At 73.9% G+C, this 18,373-nt stretch carries 15 protein-coding genes; 8 read left to right on the top strand and 7 right to left on the bottom strand.

Going from position 1 to position 18,373, the window contains the following annotated elements; genetic code table 11:
• Positions 1–94: 94 nt before the first annotated feature.
• A complete protein-coding gene (locus tag IEY93_RS03715) occupies positions 95–1,450 on the top strand; it encodes a hypothetical protein (RefSeq protein ID WP_189161511.1) in 1,356 nt (451 codons plus the stop codon).
• 479 nt (positions 1,451–1,929) lie between these two features.
• Here the strand turns inward: IEY93_RS03715 and IEY93_RS03710 are convergent, their stop codons facing one another.
• From IEY93_RS03710 to IEY93_RS03700, 4 genes are all read right to left on the bottom strand, one after another.
• Positions 1,930–2,802 carry an ABC transporter permease gene (locus tag IEY93_RS03710; protein ID WP_189161510.1) on the bottom strand — a complete coding sequence of 291 codons (873 nt, stop codon included), beginning with the start codon at positions 2,800–2,802 and terminating at the stop codon, positions 1,930–1,932.
• Positions 2,803–2,805: 3 nt separating this feature from the next.
• Complete coding sequence (locus tag IEY93_RS03705; protein WP_189161509.1) at positions 2,806–3,789, bottom strand: ATP-binding cassette domain-containing protein; 984 nt, start codon at positions 3,787–3,789, stop codon at positions 2,806–2,808.
• Positions 3,786–3,914, bottom strand: a complete 129-nt coding sequence (locus tag IEY93_RS39265) for a hypothetical protein (RefSeq protein ID WP_268241522.1) — start codon at positions 3,912–3,914, stop codon at positions 3,786–3,788. Before IEY93_RS39265 ends, IEY93_RS03705 begins: the two co-directional genes overlap by 4 nt.
• A gap of 81 nt (positions 3,915–3,995) precedes the next feature.
• On the bottom strand, positions 3,996–4,610 hold the full coding sequence (locus tag IEY93_RS03700) for an SACE_7040 family transcriptional regulator (RefSeq protein WP_189161508.1): 615 nt from the start codon (positions 4,608–4,610) through the stop codon (positions 3,996–3,998).
• Between the two features lie 85 nt (positions 4,611–4,695).
• Between IEY93_RS03700 and IEY93_RS03695 the strand changes: the two genes are divergently transcribed.
• The 6 genes from IEY93_RS03695 to IEY93_RS03670 all read left to right on the top strand — a co-directional run bounded on the left by IEY93_RS03695 (position 4,696) and on the right by IEY93_RS03670 (position 11,890).
• Positions 4,696–6,285, top strand: a complete 1,590-nt coding sequence (locus tag IEY93_RS03695; protein ID WP_189161507.1) for a carboxyl transferase domain-containing protein — start codon at positions 4,696–4,698, stop codon at positions 6,283–6,285.
• Positions 6,286–6,287: 2 nt separating this feature from the next.
• On the top strand, positions 6,288–8,345 hold the full coding sequence (locus IEY93_RS03690; RefSeq protein WP_229690822.1) for an acetyl/propionyl/methylcrotonyl-CoA carboxylase subunit alpha: 2,058 nt from the start codon (positions 6,288–6,290) through the stop codon (positions 8,343–8,345).
• Positions 8,342–9,385: a hydroxymethylglutaryl-CoA lyase gene (locus IEY93_RS03685; protein WP_189161506.1), complete on the top strand. Its 1,044-nt coding sequence runs from the start codon at positions 8,342–8,344 to the stop codon at positions 9,383–9,385. The genes IEY93_RS03690 and IEY93_RS03685 overlap by 4 nt, the downstream gene beginning before the upstream one ends.
• Positions 9,385–10,560 (top strand): acyl-CoA dehydrogenase family protein, encoded by a 1,176-nt coding sequence (locus tag IEY93_RS03680; protein WP_189161505.1) that lies wholly within the window; start codon positions 9,385–9,387, stop codon positions 10,558–10,560. Before IEY93_RS03685 ends, IEY93_RS03680 begins: the two co-directional genes overlap by 1 nt.
• A 162-nt stretch (positions 10,561–10,722) precedes the next feature.
• Complete coding sequence (locus tag IEY93_RS03675; RefSeq protein WP_189161504.1) at positions 10,723–11,163, top strand: nuclear transport factor 2 family protein; 441 nt, start codon at positions 10,723–10,725, stop codon at positions 11,161–11,163.
• 277 nt (positions 11,164–11,440) lie between these two features.
• A complete protein-coding gene (locus tag IEY93_RS03670) occupies positions 11,441–11,890 on the top strand; it encodes a GNAT family N-acetyltransferase (protein ID WP_189161503.1) in 450 nt (149 codons plus the stop codon).
• A 205-nt stretch (positions 11,891–12,095) separates the two neighbouring features.
• Here the strand turns inward: IEY93_RS03670 and IEY93_RS03665 are convergent, their stop codons facing one another.
• From IEY93_RS03665 to IEY93_RS03655, 3 genes are all read right to left on the bottom strand, one after another.
• Positions 12,096–13,922 carry a hypothetical protein gene (locus IEY93_RS03665; protein ID WP_189161502.1) on the bottom strand — a complete coding sequence of 609 codons (1,827 nt, stop codon included), beginning with the start codon at positions 13,920–13,922 and terminating at the stop codon, positions 12,096–12,098.
• Between the two features lie 420 nt (positions 13,923–14,342).
• Complete coding sequence (locus IEY93_RS03660; RefSeq protein ID WP_268241524.1) at positions 14,343–15,209, bottom strand: carbohydrate kinase family protein; 867 nt, start codon at positions 15,207–15,209, stop codon at positions 14,343–14,345.
• A 391-nt stretch (positions 15,210–15,600) separates the two neighbouring features.
• A complete protein-coding gene (locus tag IEY93_RS03655) occupies positions 15,601–16,551 on the bottom strand; it encodes a pseudouridine-5'-phosphate glycosidase (RefSeq protein WP_189161501.1) in 951 nt (316 codons plus the stop codon).
• A gap of 103 nt (positions 16,552–16,654) precedes the next feature.
• Here IEY93_RS03655 and IEY93_RS03650 point away from each other — a divergent pair, with 103 nt between their 5' ends.
• Positions 16,655–18,217: a phytoene desaturase family protein gene (locus IEY93_RS03650; protein WP_189161500.1), complete on the top strand. Its 1,563-nt coding sequence runs from the start codon at positions 16,655–16,657 to the stop codon at positions 18,215–18,217.
• The last annotated feature ends 156 nt before the right edge of the window (positions 18,218–18,373 follow it).

Here is an 18,373-nt window from a genome sequence, read left to right as displayed (position 1 = left end):
AAATAGGCCAACCACCGTCAACGACGGCTCGTCTACTAGTCATGGAAGACGTGGCACCCTCAAGCCGCGTTAGAGCAACGGGAAGGGGATCCCCGTGTTGCAACGCATCCGTGCCGCCATGGTGGCGATGGCGCTGGGGACCGGAGCGCTCGCTCTGGTCTCCGCGCCGGCCACCGCGGCGGCACAGGCGGCTCCCACCGTCACCTCGGTGGACGTCGCCCCGAACCCGGTGGTCGTCCAGGACAAGGACGGCACGTCGGTGACCTTCGGTTTCCTGACCGACGGCGCCACCTCCGGCGGGTTCACCCTCAAGCGGCCCGGTGGGTCGACCGTCGATGTCGAGGCCAAGAAGGTCGGCGACGTGGACGGCAAGCAGAAGTGGCAGGGCACGCGTACGTTCACGCGGTCCGACGCCGCGGGCTCCTGGAGGGTGACGGCGAAGGCGACCAGCGTCGTCGGCACCGGGACCGAGAGCAAGGCGTTCACCGTCCGGCAGGTCTGGGAGACCGACCTCGCCGATTTCGGCGCCTCGCCCGAGCCGATCGCCAAGGGCGGCAGGCTGACCCTGGACGGTCGCCTGCTGATCAACGGCACCGGCGGCTGGAAGGGGTACAAGGGGCAGAAGGTGTACATCGCCTTCCGCGCCGTGGGCGCCTCCGGCTACACCCGCGTCGCCGCGGACCGCACCGACTGGCGCGGCCGGTTCTCCGCCGGAGTGGCCGCCGAGCGTGACGGCTGGTGGCGTGCCGAGTACGACGGCTCCGCCGTGGCGCACAAGACGGTCAGCGACAGCGACCGGGTCGACGTGCGCGCCCGCGCCGGCAGCCGCATCGCCGGCTTCGACGTGAGCCCCCGCACCGCCGACGCGGGCGACCGCATCACGGCGCGCGGGCGCCTGGAGGCCGACTCCCGCGGCTGGGACGGCGTCCGGGGCAAGAAGGTCGACCTGCTGTTCCGGGCGGACGGCTCGCGCTCATGGGATGTCGTCGGCCACGACTGGACCGACCGTGGCGGCCGATTCCTCATCGGCGCCGGGGCCGAGACCTCCGGGTGGTACCGCGCGGTCTTCGCCGGCACCTCCGGCGTCAAGGGGTCGGGCAGCCGCGCCGTCCACGTGACCGTGCGCGAGCCCGCAGACACCCGCGTCATCAGGTACAACGCCTCCCCCGAGCCGGTGAAGTACGGCGCCTACCTCCGGCACACCGGCAAACTGCAGGTCTGGGACGACGACCACTGGGCGTCCTACGACCACGCGAAGGTCGCGCTGTACTTCAAGCGGGCCGGGCACAGCAAGTGGGAGTACGTCAAGACGGTCACCACCAACAGCGCCGGCGCGTTCTACGCCAAGGTCAAGGCGTGGCACTCCGGCAACTGGAAGGTCTCCTTCCGCGGTGACGCCGAGACCGCCGCCTCCACCAGCAAGCTCGACTACGTGAAGGTCAAGCGCTAGTGCGGTGACAAGCGGCGTTCGCCGGGTGCCCGCCGTAGGGCGGCGCCGGCGTTCGCCGTACACCGTCCCGCCGCCGCGGCGCCGGTAGAAGGGCGCATCGGACGGGGGGAGAGTGAGCGGTCACAGCGGTGGCGGTCGATGGCCGTGACCGCGTAGTGGCGACGACGGCCCGGGAGCCGGTGCTCCCGGGCCGTTCGCGCTCTCGGCCGTCCGGTCTCGCGGGGCCGGCCGGGTGCTCGCCGTGGGCGGCGCCGGCGTTCGCCGTACACCGTCCCGCCGTCGCGGCACCGATGGAGGGTCCCTCGGACGGGCGGGAAGGAGACGTCCGGTAAGGAGCCGGTCATCGCGAAAGGTGGTGGTGACGGGGATCGCCGAGATCACGCCGAGGCGATGATGGCCCGGGAGCCGGTGCTCCCGGGCCGTTGGCCGGTAGGACCTGTCCGGCGGGTCGCTCTTGTGGGGGCGGGGCGGGCGGAGGGTCAGTCGGTGCGGCGGAACTGGGCGATGGCGAGGCCGAGCAGGGCGAGGCCCATCAGTGCCACGAGGGCGAGCTCCACGCCGGTGGACACCCGCCAGCCGAACCAGTGGACCCCCGGGTTGAGCGCCTCCATCGCCGCGGGGCTCACCGACAGGTGGCCGAACACCGCGTGGCGCATCGGGTCGACGGCGTAGGTCAGCGGATTGATCTTGGTCAGGAACGCCAGCCAGCCGGGCAGTCCGGCCAGCGGGAACATCGCGCCGGACAGGAAGATCATCGGCATGATGGCCATCTGCATGATGCCGAAGAAGGACTGCATGTTCTTCATCCGGGCGGCGATGCTGACCCCGAACGCGGTGATGGTGACCGAGGCCAGGAACATCTCGCCGAGCAGCGTGAGGATCAGCGTGGGGGAGTAGGGCACGTGCACCAGCCCGGCGAGGGCCAGGATGATGACGCCCTGCACGGTCGCCACGATGCCGCCGCCCAGGCACTTGCCGATCACGATGGACGCCCGGCCGACCGGGGCGACCAGCATCTCGCGCAGGAATCCGAACTCCCGGTCCCAGACGATCGACCCGGCCGAGAACATCGCCGTGGTGACCACCGTCATGGCGATCACCCCGGGGTAGATGAACGTGCGGAAGTCCACCCCCTCGGCCGGTCCGCGCGACACCAGCGTGCCGAGGCCGGTGCCCAGCACGAACAGCCACAGCGCGGGCTGCACCAGTGTGGAGACCATGCGGGTGCGGTCGTTGAGGAACCGCAGCATCTCGCGGTGCAGCACGATCTTGATCGCCCGCAGGTCGTGCCGGACGCTGCGTCCGGGGACGTGCACCCGGACCACGCCGGGCGCGGTCACACCTGTGGTCATCGCCTACCTCCTCGCCATGGCGCGCATCCACGCCGACGAGCCGCTCTCGCCCTCGGCGTCGCGGATCGTGGAGCCGGTGTAGTTCATGAAGACGTCGTCGAGCGACGGCCGGGACACGCTGACCGAGCTGATCGGCAGGCCGAGCTCGGCGAACAGCCGCGGTACGAACGCCTCCCCGGCGGGAACGGCGAAGGTCACCACGCCCTCCCGCAGGGCGGCGTCCAGGCCGAACCGCTCCTTGAGCGCGGTGATCGCCCGCTCGTCGTCGGCGGTGTGGATCTGGACGCGGTCCTCGCCGACGCTCGCCTTGAGCGCCTCGGGGGAGTCGATCACGACGATCTGGCCGTGGTCGATGATGGCGATGCGGTCGCAGTACTCCGCCTCGTCCATGTAGTGCGTCGTCATGAAGATGGTGATGTCCTCCGAGTGCCGCAGCCGGTTGATGTAGCCCCAGATGGCCGACCTGGTCTGCGGGTCGAGCCCGACGGTGGGCTCGTCCAGGAACAGCACCCGGGGGGAGTGCAGCAGGCCGCGGGCGATCTCCAGCCGGCGCTTCATGCCGCCGGAGAAGGTGTTCACCTTGGCGTCCCTGCGGTCCCAGAGGGCGACCATCTCCATGACCTGCCGGATGCGCTCGGCCACCGCCTCGCGCGGCACGCCGTACAGCTCGGCGTGGAAGCGCAGGTTCTGCTCGGCGGTCAGGTATCCGTCCAGGGTCGGGTCCTGGAAGACCAGGCCGATGTTGCGCCGGACCTCGTCGCGCTCCTTGACCACGTCGTGCCCGGCGACGGACGCGCTGCCGCCGGACGGCCGGGTGAGCGTGCACAGCATGCTGATCGTCGTGGTCTTGCCGGCGCCGTTCGGGCCGAGGAAGCCGAACACCTCGCCCGGGCGCACCTCGAAGTCGATGCCCTGCACGGCCTCGAAGTCGCCGTAGCTCTTGCGCAGCCCCCGTACGGCGACGGCGGGGGCCTCGGTCGTCGTCATCGCTCCCGTTCCTCCTCTACCTCGTCCAGGTCGTCGGCGAGGATCGCGAAGATCGACCGCCGTGTGCGGGTGAGCAGCCGGTGCGCCGTGGCCACCTGCCGAGGGTCGGTGACGCGAGCGCCCAACAAGCCTATTTTCCGGCATGACCGAGATCGGGGTCTCGCGAGGCGCGGGCCTGCGACGGGAGGGGCGGGACGTCGCTGTGGTTAGTCCTCGTTAACGAGATCGGCGGATTCGGCGAGACCGGCCAGCGCGGCGCGGGCCATCCGGTGCAGCAGGGCGGCCATCGCGTCGCGCGGCAGCTCGCCGGCGCTGTGCGGGGTGGAGTTCAGCAGCCCGAAGACCGCGTGCGTCGCGGCGCGCAGCCGCGGCGGCGCCACCGCCGGGTAGAGCTCGCTCAGCACGGTCACCCACTCCTCGACGTACAGCCGCTGCAGCCGCCTGATCTGCCGCCGGGCGGGCTCGGGGACGTTGCCCAGCTCGCGGTCGTGCACGGTGATCAGCGCCGGATGGTCGAGCGCGAAGGCGATCTGCCCGTCGAGCAGTGCGTGCAGGGCCTGCTCGCCGTCGGCGGCCGTGGTGGCGCGTTCCACTCCCGAGGCGCGCAGCCGCTCGCTGATGTCCAGCAGCATCTCGGCCAGCAGGTGCTCCTTGCCGCTGAAGTGCCGGTAGAGCGCGGGGCCCGAGATGCCGACCGCGGCGCCGATCTCCTCGATCGACACCCCGTGGAAGCCCCGGCCGGCGAACAGCTTGGCCGCGGCGTCGAGGATCTCCCTGCGACGAGGGCTCGGAACGCGGGTAGGAGTCCGCATGGCGGTCATGACCCGCAATGGTAGACGAATCGGTTAACGGTGACTAACATTCAAAGCGAAGTTAGCGGAGGCTAACCCTGGAGGTGGCACGGTCATGGGCCCGGTGCTCCGCACGACGGCCGGCCCCGGCGGCGAGGAGTTCAAGCGCAACGCCGAGGTCAACGAGCGTCTGGTGGCCGAGCTGCGCGAGCGGCTCGCCGTCGCGGCCCTGGGCGGCCCCGAGCGGTCCCGCGCGCGGCACGTCGAGCGGGGCAAGCTGCTGCCGCGCGACCGGGTCGGCGCGCTGCTGGACCCCGGCTCCCGGTTCCTGGAGCTGTCCCCGCTCGCCGCGACCGGCCTGTACGGCGACGAGGCGCCCGCCGCGGGCGTCATCGCCGGCGTCGGCCGGGTCGCCGGGCGCGAGTGCGTGATCGTCGCCAACGACGCCACGGTCAAGGGCGGCACCTACTACCCGATGACGGTCAAGAAGCACCTGCGCGCGCAGGAGGTGGCGCTGCACAACCACCTGCCGTGCCTGTACCTGGTCGACTCCGGCGGCGCGTTCCTGCCCCTGCAGGACGAGGTGTTCCCCGACCGCGAGCACTTCGGGCGCATCTTCTACAACCAGGCGACCATGTCCCGGCGCGGCATCCCGCAGATCGCCGCCGTGCTCGGCTCGTGCACCGCCGGCGGCGCGTACGTGCCGGCCATGAGCGACGAGGCCGTGATCGTGCGCGGCCAGGGCACCATCTTCCTCGGCGGCCCGCCGCTGGTGAAGGCCGCCACCGGCGAGGAGGTCACCGCCGAGGAGCTCGGCGGCGGCGAGGTGCACGCCCGGGTCAGCGGGGTCACCGACCACCTGGCCGACGACGACGCGCACGCCCTGGCCATCGTCCGCGACATCGTCGCCACCCTGCGCCCGCCCGGCCCGCCGCCGTGGGAGCGTACGGCCGCCGAGGAGCCGCTGTACGACCCGCGGGAGCTGTACGGCGTCGTCCCGGCCGACACCCGCACCCCCTACGACGTGCGGGAGGTCATCGCCCGCGTCGTGGACGGCAGCAGGTTCCTGGAGTTCAAGGCCGAGTACGGGCCCACCCTGGTCACCGGCTTCGCCCATATCCACGGGCACCCGGTCGGCGTCGTCGCCAACAACGGCATCCTGTTCGCCGAGTCGGCGCTCAAGGGCGCCCATTTCATCGAGCTGTGCGACCAGCGTGCGATCCCGCTGGTGTTCCTGCAGAACATCAGCGGGTTCATGGTCGGCAAGGCGTACGAGCACGGCGGCATCGCCAAGCACGGCGCCAAGATGGTCACCGCGGTCTCCTGCGCCCGGGTGCCGAAGTTCACCGTCGTCATCGGCGGCTCGTTCGGCGCGGGCAACTACGCGATGGCCGGGCGGGCGTACTCCCCGCGCTTTCTGTGGATGTGGCCGAACGCCCGCATCTCGGTCATGGGCGGCGAGCAGGCCGCCAACGTGCTCGCCACCGTGCGGCCGCCCGGCGGGGACGCCGCGAGCGAGGCGGAGTTCAAGCGGGCCATCCGCGAGCGGTACGAGGAGCAGGGCAACCCGTACTACTCCACCGCCCGCCTGTGGGACGACGGCGTGATCGACCCGGCCGACACCCGCACCGTCCTCGGGCTGGCCCTCTCGGCGGCGGCCAACGCCCCCCTCGACCCCATCGGCTACGGCGTCTTCCGGATGTGACCATGCTCCCCACGACTTCGGGCACTTCGATGTTCGGCACCGTCCTGGTCGCCAACCGGGGCGAGATCGCGTTGCGCGTCATCAGGACGCTGCGCCGCCTCGGCGTCCGCTCCGTCGCCGTGTACAGCGACGCGGACGCCGGCGCGGCGCACGTGCGCGCGGCCGACACCGCCGTACGGCTGCCCTCGGGCTATCTCGCGGTCGAGGAGGTCATCGCCGCGGCCAGGCGCAGCGGCGCCCAGGCGATCCACCCCGGCTACGGGTTCCTCGCCGAGAACACCGCCTTCGCCCGCCGCTGCGCCGAGGAGGGCGTCGTCTTCGTCGGCCCGCCCGCCGCGGCCGTCGAGGCCATGGGAGACAAGATCAGGGCCAAGGCGGCCGTCGCCGCGGCCGGGGTGCCCGTCGTCCCCGGCGGCGCCGAGCCGCACGACGACCTGCTGGAGGCCGCCCTGCGCGTCGGCTTCCCCGTGCTGGTCAAGCCCTCGGCCGGTGGCGGCGGCAAGGGCATGCTGGTGGCCCGCACCGCGGGTGAGCTGCCGGGGGCGATCGAGTCGGCCCGCCGCACGGCCGCCGCGGCGTTCGGCGACGCCACGCTGCTCATCGAGCGGTACATCGCCGGGCCGCGGCACATCGAGATCCAGGTGCTCGCCGACGCGCACGGCAACGTGATCCATCTGGGCGAGCGCGAGTGCAGCCTGCAGCGCCGCCACCAGAAGATCATCGAGGAGGCGCCCTCCCCGCTGCTGGACGAGGAGACCCGGCGGCGTATGGGCGAGGACGCCGTGCGCGCCGCCCGCGCGGTCGGCTACGTCGGCGCCGGGACGGTGGAGTTCATCGTCGCCGGCGACGAGCCGGGGCACCCGGCGTACTTCATCGAGATGAACACCCGCCTGCAGGTCGAGCACCCGGTCACCGAGATGGTCACCGGCCTGGACCTGGTGGAGCTGCAACTCCGCGTCGCCGCGGGCGAGCCGCTGCCGCTCGCCCAGCCGGACGTGCGGGCGAACGGCCACGCCGTCGAGGCCCGCGTCTACGCCGAGGATCCCGCGCGCGACTTCCTGCCCACCGGCGGGCGGGTGCTCGCCCTGGAGGAGCCGGACGACCACCCGCACGTACGCGTCGACTCCGGGCTGACCCCCGGGATGGCCGTCGGCAGCGACTACGACCCGATGCTGTCCAAGGTCATCGCCTGGGCCCCCGACCGGGCGCTGGCGCTGCGCCGGCTGGACGCCGCGCTGGGCGCGACCACCGTGCTCGGCGTGCCCACCAACGTGGCCTTCCTGCGCGCCCTGCTCGCCGACCCCGACGTCACGGCGGGCCGGCTCAGCACCGGCCTGATCGACCAGCGCCTCGGCGCGCTGCTCGCCGCCGCGCAGGGCCCCGGCGGCCCGGTGCCCGGCGAGGTGCCGGCCGCCGCCGCCCTGGTGCTGCACGACGAGCTGGCCCGGCGGGCCGGCGACGACCCCTGGGCCGTGCCGGACGGCTGGCGCGTCGGCGAGGCCGCCTGGACCACCTGGCGGCTCACCGTACGCGGCGAGACCATCGACGTCCGGGTGCGCGGTCTGCCCGCCGCCGGCTGCGAGGTGGCCGCCGGCGACGCCCCGGCCGTCCCCGCCCGGCTCGACCGGTCCGGCGGCGAGGCGCGGGTCACCCTGGACGGCGTCACCACCCGCTACGCCTGCGCGCTGGACGGCGGCACGGTGTGGCTCGGCCGCGACGGCGCCTCGTGGGCGCTCACCCCGCACCGGCCGGGAGAGCGCGGCGCCGGCGCCGGAGCGGGCGCCGCCGGGGACGGCGTGGTGCGCAGCCCCATGCCGGGCACCGTGCTGCTGGTCAAGGTCGTTCCCGGCGAGCGGGTCGCCGAAGGGCAGCCGCTGCTGGTCGTCGAGGCGATGAAGATGGAGCACACCGTGGCCGCACCCGCCGCCGGGATCGTCGCCGAGCTCGCGGCGCGCGCCGGGCAGCCGGTCGACATGGACGCCGTGCTCGCCGTCGTGCGTCCCGAGCCCGACGGGGAGGGCCCGGCGCAGGCCGGGCCGGACGCAGAGGGAGGGGCATGATGCGCGCACCGTTCCGGGCGCCGATGGAGGGCCTGCCCGCCCGGGTGACGATCTACGAGGTCGGCCCCAGGGACGGGCTGCAGAACGAGAAGACCGTCCTGCCCGCCACGGTCAAGGCGGAGTTCGTGGCCCGCCTCGCCCGGGCCGGGCTGACCACCATCGAGGCCACCAGCTTCGTCCACCCCAAATGGGTGCCGCAGCTCGCCGACGCCGAGGAGCTGCTCGGCCGCATGGAGCGGGTGCCCGGCGTGCGCTACCCGGTGCTGGTGCCCAACGAGCGCGGCCTGGACCGCGCGCTCGGCCTCGGCGTCACCGACATCGCGATCTTCGGCAGCGCCACCGAGACCTTCGCCCAGCGCAACCTCAACCGCAGCGTGGACGGCTCGCTCGCCATGTTCGCCCCGGTCGTCGAACGCGCCTGCGCCGCCGGGCTCGCCGTGCGGGCCTACCTGTCCATGTGCTTCGGCGACCCCTGGGAGGGGCCGGTGCCGATCGCCCAGGTCGTGCGCACCGGCAAGCGCCTGCTCGACCTCGGCTGCGACCAGCTCTCCCTCGGCGACACCATCGGCGTCGGCACCCCCGGGCACGTCACCGCGCTGCTGCGCGCCTTCGGCGAGGCCGGGGTGGGCACCGAGCGGCTGGCCGTCCACTTCCACGACACCTACGGCCAGGCGCTGGCCAACACGCTGGCCGCGCTGCGCGCCGGGGTGAGCGTCGTGGACGCCTCCGCCGGCGGCATCGGCGGCTGCCCGTACGCCAAGAGCGCCACCGGCAACCTCGCCACCGAGGACCTGGTGTGGATGCTGTCGGGTCTCGGCGTGCGGACCGGCGTCGACCTGGCCGCGCTGGTGGAGACCAGCGTGTGGCTGGCCGCCGAACTCGGCCGGCCGAGCCCCTCTCGCGTCGTACAGGCACTGGCCGCCGAGCTCGCCACCACGCGGGCCGCGGCCGGGCAGGAGGCCGCCGGACCGGCGGCCGAGCGAGCGTCCGAAGCCGCGCCGGGGAGATCCTCCGGGCCGCCGGCCGCAGAACAGGAGTGATGAGCATGCACCGTCTCACCGACGAGTACGAGGCGCTGCGCAAGAGCGTCGAGGAGTTCTCCCGGGAGGTGGTCGCGCCCGTCATCGGGGACTACTACGAGCGGTGCGCCTTCCCGTACGACATCGTCGCCCAGATGGGACGCATGGGGCTGTTCGGGCTGCCCATCCCCGAGGAGCACGGCGGCATGGGCGGCGACTACTTCGCCCTGTGCCTGGCCCTGGAGGAACTGGCCCGGGTCGACTCCTCGGTGGCCATCACCCTGGAGGCCGCGGTCTCCCTGGGCGCCATGCCGATCCACCGGTACGGCACCGACGCGCAGAAGGCCGAGTGGCTGCCCCGGCTCACCTCCGGTGAGACGCTCGGCGCCTTCGGCCTCACCGAGCCCGGCGGCGGCTCCGACGTACCCGGCGGCATGCGCACCACCGCGACGCTCGACGGCGGCGAGTGGGTGATCAACGGTTCGAAGGCGTTCATCACCAACTCCGGCACCGACATCACCGGGTTCGTGGCCGTCGCGGCGATCACCGGCCACCGGGAGCCCGGCGAGGACGGGCGGGCCAGGCCCGAGATCAGCACGATCATCGTCCCCTCCGGCACGCCCGGCTTCGCGGTGTCGAAGAAGTACTCCAAGGTCGGCTGGTCGGCCTCCGACACCCGCGAACTGTCGTTCACCGACTGCCGGGTGCCCGAGGCCGGCCTGCTCGGCGAGCGGGGCCGGGGGTACGCGCAGTTCCTGCGGACCCTGGACGAGGGCCGGGTCGCCATCGCGGCCCTGTCGGTGGGCCTGGCACAGGGCTGCGTGGACGAGTGCCTGCGCTACGTGCGCGAACGGCGGGCCTTCGGGCAGGAGATCGGCCGCTACCAGGCCATCCAGTTCAAGATCGCCGACATGGAGGTGCGCACGCACACCGCGCGCCTGGCCTACTACCACGCCGCCGAGAAGATGCTGGCCGGCGAGCCGTTCAAGAAGGAGGCCGCCATCGCCAAGCTGGTGAGCTCCAACGCCGCCATGGACAACGCGCGCGACGCGACCCAGATCTTCGGCGGCTACGGCTTCATGAACGAGTTCCCGGTCGGCCGGTTCTACCGCGACGCGAAGATCCTGGAGATCGGCGAGGGCACCAGCGAGGTGCAGCGCATGCTGATCGCCCGTCAGCTGGGGCTGCCCGCCTGACGCGCCTCGCGCGTGCCGGGGAGGGCTTCGCGGGGCTGCCGGGCCGGTGACCTGCGCTATCGTGCAAGCAAGGAGGGGTAGGGACACCCCGGGGCGCCGCCGCGCCGGTGGTGATCATGCGCCTCCTTCGCCGGCCCCTGCCCGCGAGAAAGGTCCGTCCCGATGTCCGAGGCCCCGGAAGTGATGACCCGCCTGTCACAGGCGTACAACAGCCACGATGTCGAGGCGATCACCCGGTGCTACGCCCGGCGGGCGGTCACCGTCACCCCCGGCGGCGTCGCCGAAGGCCTGGACGAGATCTTCTCCTACTACGCCGAGTGGGTGGGAGCCTTCCCCGATTCGGTGGTCACCCCCTCGGCGCTGTTCACCGTCGGCGACAGCAGCGTCCTAGAGTTCATGGTCACCGGCACCCACAAGGGGGCGCTCACCCTGGCCGCCGGGGAGGTGGCCGAGGCCACCGGCCGGCCCATCGCGCTGCGCTGCTGCTCGGTGTGCACGATGGAGGACGGCCTGGTGGTCAGCCACCGGCTCTACTACGACCAGCTCGAGCTGGCCGCCCAGCTCGGGTATCCCATGCCCACGAAGGCCGGCCACGAGATCTGACGAGCCCGCACCCGGCCGGAATGCGCCGTGACCGGCGACGGGAGAGGCCGGACGACGGGATCCCCGGATCGAGGCGCGGGCCTCTGCTCGGGGCCGAGGAAGCCGGAGACGGCCACGCACAGGCCTCGCGCGCGGCACGCCTGGTCCGGCGCCGGGTTCCGGATCGGAGCAGGTGTGTCTCTCCGGCCACATCCGGCCCGCCTGTCACCGGCTTTACGGTCGTACCAGGCGCTCCCCGAATGGACGAACCGGCCATGGACTCCCTAAAGTCCATTTCATGACTTCTGATGATCTCCTGGTGCGAAGGGCTGAGAAGAGGGACATCGAGGAGATCTTCGGGCTCACCCGCGAGTTCGCTCTCTCCTTCCGCCCGCAGCGCACGGCGTTCGACGCGGCCTTCCCCAGCCTGCTGGAGAACCCCGACGCGGCGCTGCTGGTCGCCACCGTGGGCGGCGCGGTTCGCGGGTACCTCCTCGGCTACGTGCACCTCACCCTGTTCGCCAACGGGCACGTCGCCTGGGTCGAGGAGGCGATGACCCAGCATGGCTTCCGGCGGCGCGGCCTCGGCCGGGCCCTCCTTGAGGAGTTCGAGCGCTGGGCGCGTTCGCGCGACGCCGGGTACATCGCGCTCGCCACGCGGCGGGCCCCCGAGTTCTACCAGGCGCTGGAGTACGAGTCCGCGGGCACTTACTACCGCAAGGTCCTGAAGACCGACCGCCAGGCCTGACCGCCCGCCGGCCCGTTCCCGGCACCGATCGGCGCATATTCTCCGGACCGGCCGGCGTTGCCCGGCGGCGTACCCGTCGCCCCGTACTTCGACGAGCCGGCCGCCGCCGGATCACCACGCGCGGGAGTCGAGTCCGGCTCCGCGGTGGCGGGCCACTGGAGCGGGCGGCCTCCCGGCACGGACGTCCGTGCCGGGAGGCGACGGCTCAGGAGGTGAGCTGCGCGTCCAGGCGGTAGCCGTCCACCGTCACGTACACCGAGTCGCCCGGGCGGGCGTTCAGCCGCATCAGCACCGGCTGCAGCGAGTCGAACACCGGCTGCCGGTCGCGCCACACCAGCACCACCGCGTTGTCCCCGGGCCCGGTCACCGACAGCAGTGTGCCGGGACGCATGCCGAGCTGCGTCGCGTACCCCTCCGGCACCGGCACCGGCTCGCCGCGCAGGTGCTCGGGGGTCACGTCGATGCGCTGCCAGCGCCGCGGGTCGGAGGCGGGGCTCTGCCGGTGCGCCTGCGACGCCGGGCGCGGCTCGGGCACCAGGTGCGGCCGGGGCGGGCCGGCCGACAGCGCGGTCAGCGCCGCCAGGGCCGACTGCGCCGTCTGGGCGTCCGGCAGGTTGTCGGCCACCGAGGGCACCGGCGCGCCGCCGCGCATCTGGTGGCCGTTGGCCCCCGGGGTGCGGCGGGGGAGCGGGGCGAACCCGTTGGTCGTCGTGGCCGCGGACGGCTGCGGCGCCCGGGTCATGGCCTTGGGGAGCGCGTCGATCCACGCCTGGGCCGAGTGCGCGCGGATGCCCACCTGCGCCAGCAGTTCGGCGGCGTCCTCGCCCGAGGTCCGATCACCGAGCATCTGCGCCGTCCGCTCACGCAGCCTGCTCAGGTCGCCGACGACCAGCCAGCCGTCCTGCAGGCGGCGGTCGCGCATCAGCGCCACCAGCACCCGCCACAGCGGGGTGCCGAGCGAGGGCACTTCGATCGGGTGCGCCGGGTCGGCGCCGATGAGCTGGTCCTCGGTGGCGGCGACGCCGAGCCACTCGGTCAGCCGGAACAGGTGCCCGGTGACGGCGGTGGACTCCGGCGAGCGCAGCCACTGCAGCACTCGCTCCTCGGCCGCCCGCTGCGCCTGCGACAGCACGTCCCGGTCGACGTGCAGCTCGTGGGCGAGGGTGCGCAGGCTGACCGGCTGCTCGGCGAACAGCCGCTCGATGGCGACGGCGCGCTCCAGCGGCGTCCACTCCCGGAAGACGGCGTCGACCAGCCGCACCAGCGGGTTGTCCGAGACCGGAGCCTGCGGGGGCGGTGGCGGCGTGCCGGGCGCGGGGGCCGCCGGCGCCTCGGCGTACGGCGGGGCGGCGCCGTTCACCGCGGGCTGCGGACCGGTCGGCTGCGCCGGGTAGGGACCGGTCGGCTGCGCGGGGTAGGCGCCGGTCGGCCGGCCCGGCTGCGGCCCGGTGGGCGGGCCGGGGTACGGGACGGCGGGCCTGCCCTGCGCCGGACCGGCCGGCTGTCCCTGTGCCGGGACGCCTGGCTGCGCGGGGTGCGGCCCGGTGTGCTGGGTGGTGTGGGGCACGGCGGGCGCGGCCGCGCCGTTCTGCGGCATCGGGGTGGAGACGGCGGGCAGCCGGCCGAGGACCTCGCGGAACAGCGCCGTGATGATCACTTCGGGGGCGGGTGCCGCGGGAAGCCGCAGGTCGGAGGGGCTGAGCCGGCGCAGGCGCTGGATGCCTCCCATGCCGGTGATCGCCGACCGCGCGGGCTCCGGCCAGCCGGGCAGCGCCGGGTCCACCACGTGGACCTGGAGCGCGGGCAGCACGTCCGTCAGCGCGAGATGATCCCAGCGGCTGACCGTCAGCCGCGAGAGGCGGTCGCAGAGCCACTCCACACCGGTCGTGCCGAGGGCGCGGCTCAGGGCCACCGAGGCCCACCAGCCCCCAGGCAGCCGGGGATCGGCGAGCACTTCGGCGATCTGCTGAGGCCGGCTCCAGCGCAGAGCCGGGACGAGATCACTCAGGCAGATCATTGAATCGGCGTCCATCGGCTGACCGCATCCTCCCGAGTGTGACGCATGTTGCTAATGGTGCAGCTTACGCCGGAGGCTACCAATTAGCGGCATCAAGGGAGAACATAGCGGCTAACGCCCCTCTGCACGGCCGGATCGCCCTCCCCGCCGGGCTTTCCGCGAGGGCGGCAGGCCTCGGCCGGACCGCGGAGAGCCGGTCTCCGCGCGTGATCGCCATGCCGGCGAGCCGAGATGCCGAGGGGCGGTCACGCCCCATCAGGAACGCCGGAGCGTGGGCGGCCCTCGCCCTGGGGGCAGGGGCGCGGTGGGCCACGGGCCAGAGGGGCTCGCCTGGTGGGAGGTGTCCGGACGAAGAGGGCATGTCGCCGGGTGCGCAGGCCGCGCGGGCAGATCGGGAGGAGGGTGCCCGGTGCGCCGGCCCGAGGGCCGGGAACATCAGCCGGGACGGCCGCCGAGGCGGGTGACGGCGACGGCGCCGGCCCGGCAGCCGGCCTCCAGCGCGGACTCCGCCGGCTCGCCGCGCAGCAGCGCCGAGAGGAATCCGGCGGCGAACGCGTCCCCCGCTCCGGTGGAGTCGAGCGCGTGCACGGCGATGCCCGGCGCCCGCACCGGCGCCTGCCCCGCCCGGGCCAGCAGGGCGCCCGAGGCGCCGAGCTTGACCGCGGCCATCCCGTACCGCTCGGCGAGCGCCGTGGCGGCGGCGCCGGGGTCCGGTTCCCCGGTCAGCAGCAGCGCCTCGTCCCGGTTGGGGATCACGATGGCCGCCGCCGCGGTCTCCTCCAGGAACCGCTCAGGGCCGAACGCGCGCAGCGGCCCGGTGGACGCCGGGTCCACACTGATCCGGACGCCGCGCGCGAGCGCCGAGCGGACGGCGAGCCGGGCCAGGGTGAGGCCCGGCTCGGCGAACAGCGTGTAGCCCGAGAGGTGCAGGTGGCCGACTCCGTCGAGCAGCGTGTCGTCCCAGTCGGCCGGTCCGATGCGCCCGCCCGCGCCGCGGTTGGTGAGCATCGAGCGCTCGCCGGTGCCGTCCACCATGGCGATCACCACGGCGGTCGGGTGGTCGGGGTCGACGCGCACGTGCGGGCGTACCCCCGAGCCGCGCAACGCCTCGACGTGCCAGTGGCCGGTGTCGTAGCCGGCCCGGGCCAGCAGGCGCGTGTCGGTGCCGAGGTGGGCGGCCCAGGCGGCCGTGTTCGCTCCTGAGCCGCCGGGACGCACGACGATGTCGGCGGGGGTGTCGGTGCCGGTCGCGACGGGCGCGCGATGCACGGCGACCACATCGGTGACCACGTCCCCCACCACGAGCAGCCCCCGGCCGCCGGTAACGCCGGCCCTTCCGGCGACCTCGCCGCCCCTGCCGCCGGGGTCACCACCGCGGTCCCCGGAAGCGTTGGCTCCCGGCCCGCCCCCGCCGTCCAAGCCGCTTCCGCCGTCCGGGCCGCCTCCGCTGCCCGGACTGTGCCTGGCGCCGGGGCTACTGCCGTGGTCCCCGGAAGCGTTGGCTCCCGGGCTGTCGCTTATTCCGGCGCGGGCAACGGTCCTGGCGCAGAGATGACCGGATCCGGCGCCGGTCGGGTCGGTGTCCACCTCAGCCCTCCCCGGTGGGGACGCCCTCCTTGGCCGGGACGTCCTTCGCGGCCCGGACGTCCTCCGTGGTGGACGGTAGCGGGCCGCGGGCGAGCGCGCCGCGCACTCAGGACTCCGGCGTGGCGGACGCGGCGGAGTAGGCGGCGGCGATGCGGGCGGCCAGGCGGGTGTTGCCGCGCACGGCGGCCAGGTTCGCCTCCAGGGACGCGCCGCCGGTGCCGCGCACCAGGAAGTCGAGCAGGAACGGGGTGATCGCCTGCCCGGTGACCCCCTCGCGCTCGGCGGCGGCCAGCGCGTCGGCCAGGACGCGGTCGTGCAGCTCGGGGTCGAGCTGCTCGGCGGCCGGGACCGGGTTGGCCACGATCAGCGCGGTCTCCGGCCCGCCCAGCCGGTCCTGCGCCCGCATGACGGCCGCCGCCTCCTCGGGGGCCGAGAGCCGCCAGTCGACCGGCAGGCCCGAGGTGTGCAGGTAGAAGCCGGGGAAGGTGTCGGTGCGGTACCCGGCGACGCTGACGCCGCGGGTCTCCAGCCGCTGCAGGGTGGCGGGCACGTCGAGGATGGACTTCACTCCCGCGCACACGACGGTGATCCGGGTCCTGGCCAGTGCGTCCAGGTCGGCGGACTCGTCCTGGTCGACGGTCCAGCCGCGGTGCACGCCGCCCAGCCCGCCGGTCGCGAACACCCGGATGCCGGCCCGCGCGGCGAGGAAGGCCGTGGCCGAGACGGTCGTGGCGCCGCTGGCGCGGAGCGCGGCGGCGAGCGGCAGGTCGCGGAACCCGAGTTTGCGCAGCCCCGGCTCGGTGGCGACCCGCTCCAGCATGCTCTTGTCCAGGCCGACGCGGGCGACCCCGTCGAGGACGGCGATGGTGGCGGGGACGGCCCCGGCCTCCCTGACCAGCTCCTCCAGTTCCACCGCCACCCGCAGGTTGCGCGGCTGCGGCAGGCCGTGCGAGATGATCGTCGTCTCGAGCGCCACCACGGGGGTGCCCGAGGCCAGCGCGGCGGCGACCTCTTCGGATGTCCGGATGATCGCCTCGCCGGGGCCGGTCGTGTGCATGCTGGCTCGCGGTCCTCTCCGTCTGTACGCTCTGGTATCCCCAGAGGAAAATATCCCCCTGATGTGCTGTAACACCGTACTGTCCTGGTTAGGAGCCTTTGTCATGCGCCGGTCGCATTACGATGCCGTGGTCGTGGGCGGGGGGCACAACGGCCTGGTCGCCGCCGCCTACCTCGCGCGCGCCGGCCGGCGGGTGCTGGTGCTGGAGCGCCTGCCCTACCTCGGCGGGCTCGCGGTGTCCGCCCAGGCGTTCCCCGGAGTGGACGCCCGGCTCTCCCGCTACTCCTACCTGGTCAGCCTGCTGCCGAGCCGCATCGTCGCCGACCTCGGGCTGCGCCTGACGCTGCGGCGCCGCCGCTTCGCCTCCTACACCCCCGTCGGCGACACCGGACTGCTGGTGGACAACGCCGACTCCGCGCGCACCGCCGCGTCGTTCGCCCGGGTCACCGGCGGCCACCGCGACCACGAGCAGTGGGACCGCCTTTACCGCATGACGGCCGCCGTCGCCCGCCGCGTCGCCCCGACCCTGCTGGAGCCGCTGCGCGACCGCGCGGGCATGCGCGAGGTGGTCGGAGACGACGACGCCTGGCGCGACCTGTTCGAACGGCCGATCGGCGAGGTGGCCGACGAGCGTTTCGCCGACGACGTGGTACGCGGCGTGGTGCTGACCGACGCGCTGATCGGCACCTTCGCCGACCCCGCAGGGGACCTGCTCGCCAACCGCTGTTTCCTCTACCACGTCATCGGCGACGGCACGGGGGAGTGGAACGTCCCGGTCGGCGGCATGGGGGCGGTCAGCGGGGCGCTCGCCGAGGCGGCGCGCCGGGCGGGCGCGGAACTCCGTGCCGAGGCCGAGGTGCTCGCGATCGACCCGGACGGCGAACCGGGGCGGGCCGAGGTGGCCTTCCGGGACGCCGCCGGAGCCGAGCACACGGTGACCGCCGGCCGCGTGCTGGTCAACGCCCCGCCCGCCGTGCTCGACCGGCTGCTCGGCCGGCCGCGGGCCCAGCATGACCTGCCCGAGGGGGCGCAGCTCAAGGTCAACATGGTGCTGTCCCGGCTGCCGCGCCTCAAGGACGCCGGCGTCACCCCCGAGGAGGCGTTCGCCGGCACCTTCCACATCAACGAGGGCCGCGGGGCGCTGGCCGCGGCGTACGAGCAGGCGTCGGCCGGGCGCGTCCCCGCACTGCCGCCGGCCGAGGTGTACTGCCACTCGCTGACCGATCCGTCGATCCTCGGGCCGGAGCTGCGGGCGTCCGGCGCGCACACGATGACGCTGTTCGGGCTGCACATGCCCGCCCGCCTGTTCCGGGCGGACCCGGCGAGGTCGCGGGCGGAGGCGCTGGCCGCGACCTTCGCCTCCGCCGCCGCGGTGCTGGCCGAGCCCCTGGAGGACTGCCTGCTGCGCGCCCCTGACGGCTCGCCGTGCGTCGAGGTGAAGACCCCGGTGGACCTGGAGGAGGAGGCCGGGCTGCCCGGCGGGCACATCTTCCACCACGACCTGTCCTGGCCCTTCGCCGAGGACCCGGCCGACCTCGGCCGGTGGGGAGTGGAGACCCGGGACGAGCGGGTCCTGCTGTGCGGCGCGGGCGCCCGCCGCGGCGGCGGCGTGAGCGGCATCCCGGGCCGCAATGCCGCCATGGCGGTCCTCGCCACCACCCCCTGACCGTCCCGCCCGCTCCGATGTACGGCGTCGGCCCCCGATCCAGAAACGAGCCCCGCCTGGCGGGGCCGGGGCCGCGGGACGTGCGCAGCACGGTGGAGGGCGCGTGGGCCACCGGGCCGTACACCGTTCTTGTTCGCACACCGGTCCGCCCGCACA

This window comes from Sphaerisporangium melleum (assembly GCF_014646695.1).
Classification (GTDB): domain Bacteria; phylum Actinomycetota; class Actinomycetes; order Streptosporangiales; family Streptosporangiaceae; genus Sphaerisporangium; species Sphaerisporangium melleum.
Note: the sequence above shows the minus strand (reverse complement) of the source record. Positions and strands in the feature narration are given on the sequence as shown.